We start from the raw sequence: 1814 nt of genomic DNA, 5'->3' as shown, positions 1-1814 counted from the left end.
CCGGGTGAGGTGGCCGCTCGCGGTGGACGCGGCCACCCCGGCGGCGCGGGCCAGCTCCCCGGCGGTCCAGGCGCGGCCGTCGAGCAGGGCCAGACAGAAGCCGGCCCGGGTGGGGTCGGCGAGCAGCGCGGCGAACCCGGCGAGTCCGCGTCCGTCGGCACCGGTGGTCATCGGCCCATGCTGACACGGGCACGGTTCGGGCCGCGCCGAACGGTCCGGGGGTTGGGGTCAGATCGCGGTTCCGGGTGGGGACTTCAGGAGGGATGCCGCTTCGGCCGGGTAGCCGCCACGACCCGACCGCAGGGCGATGGCCGCCAGACGAATCAGGTCGATGTTGACGCCGGCAGCACCACTCGGGTCATGCACCTGCAGGCGCACCTCCACACTCACCGCCGTCTCGGCCCAGCCCTGCGCTTCGATGTTGAGGTGGGCGATCTTGTGGGATCGCAGGTGCGGCATGTACGCGAGGGGCGCCATCTGGACCTTGCCGGACGACCCCAGGGCGTTCAGCTTGGACTGCTTCTTGGTGTTCGGGTTCTCGACCAGGTTGCGGAAGTCTTCGGTCCCGCCCAGATTGACCTGGTAGGAGCTGCCCAGGGTGAGGCCGCGCTCCTCGATCAGCCGCAGTAGTGCGTGGTGCAGCACGGAGGTGCCGAACTGGCTGGCCAGGTCGTCGCCGAGCAACGGCACACGGGCTTCCTCGAAACGTGCCAGTAGTGACTCGTGCCTGGCCACCGGATCCGACGTGGTGTTCACGAACGCGACTCCCGCTGTCAGAGCCGCCTCGGCGTAAGCCCGAGCCGTGTCCGGCCGGCCGCTCGGAGCGGAGTAGAGCAGCACCTCCGCCCCTTCCAGCGCGTGCGCCACCCGTTCGACTTCCGTCGAGTCCACCAGGCCACGCCGCACCGTCACGCCGGCGGGCGGAAGTTCGGTGTCGAGGCGCGGGAAGTTGTTGGGCGGCATGAATATCGCCTCGTGGAGATCCTTGCCCACCTTTCGGTCGGACATGGCGAAAGCGGCGACGACGTCGATGTCGCTGACGCCCAGTCCCGCGATCTCTGGCCGGTGGAGCCCTACCAGGCTGCCGGTGTTGCGGTAGAAGGCGATGCCCTGCACCAACGCCGACGTGTTGTTGCCCACACCGACGACCGCCAATCGAACACTGTCGATCATGGGGCGAAGAGTACCCGGATCTGCCCACGCCGGGGGTCCCGGTCAGCGGAACCGACGCCCACCAGCGCCGGGTATGACCTCTCGGTCAGCCGCCGGAACGCGGGCAGGCGGCGGTCAGCTCGCTGACCGTACGGGTGTCGGCGTCGTAGCTGCGCGCCGCCACGAACGCCCCGGCCGGGCGGCCCGCTCCGGCGACCGCCCCGGCCCGGCGCCGGTCCGCCGCGCCGAACCGCAGCGCCAGGCTCAGGTGCGGCACCCACCGGCCGGGCTGGTGCCACGAGTGCCCGCCGGACGCCTCGGCTAGCACGTCCCAGACCGCGCCGTGCAGCGCGACGAGCTGCGGTGTCGGGCGGACCAGCCACACCAGCGGCGCGGTGCCGTCGAGCACCGCCACCCGGTCCAGCCGCACCGGCAGCGGCAGCGCCGCGTCGCAGAGGTCGGCCAGTCGCTGCTCGGCGCCGGGCGGGAACTCCTCGACGGAGGCGAGCGTCAGGTGCGGCCGGTTCGTCGGGTGCGTGTTGCGGGCCAGGCTGGGCAGGCCGGCAGCGGCGAGCCGGTCCCAGGCAGCGCGAACCGCCGCTTCCAGTTCGGGTGAGCAGAGCAGTTCGACCGTCCGCACGTGATCAGGCTAGTCGCCGGCG

At 71.9% G+C, this 1814-nt stretch carries 3 protein-coding genes; all 3 read right to left on the bottom strand.

Annotation, left to right across the window (positions count from 1 at the left end; translation table 11 throughout):
- Positions 1 to 171: ArsR/SmtB family transcription factor (locus MCBG_RS03040; protein WP_043323697.1), on the bottom strand; the 171-nt coding region annotated here is incomplete at its 3' end.
- A 57-nt stretch (positions 172 to 228) separates the two neighbouring features.
- A complete protein-coding gene (locus tag MCBG_RS03035) occupies positions 229 to 1173 on the bottom strand; it encodes an inositol-3-phosphate synthase (RefSeq protein WP_043323695.1) in 945 nt (314 codons plus the stop codon).
- Positions 1174 to 1258: 85 nt separating this feature from the next.
- Positions 1259 to 1792: a 2'-5' RNA ligase family protein gene (locus MCBG_RS03030; RefSeq protein WP_043323693.1), complete on the bottom strand. Its 534-nt coding sequence runs from the start codon at positions 1790 to 1792 to the stop codon at positions 1259 to 1261.
- Positions 1793 to 1814 lie beyond the last annotated feature (22 nt).

This window comes from Micromonospora sp. M42 (assembly GCF_000568915.1).
GTDB lineage: Bacteria > Actinomycetota > Actinomycetes > Mycobacteriales > Micromonosporaceae > Micromonospora > Micromonospora chalcea.
The sequence above is the reverse complement of the archived record's forward strand: the minus strand, read 5'-3'. Positions and strand labels throughout refer to the sequence as shown.

Excerpts from the sequence above, each read along its gene's own strand:
- MCBG_RS03035 (WP_043323695.1), bottom strand. The coding sequence starts at position 1,173 with ATGATCGACAGTGTTCGATTGGCGGTCGTCGGTGTGGGCAACAACACG.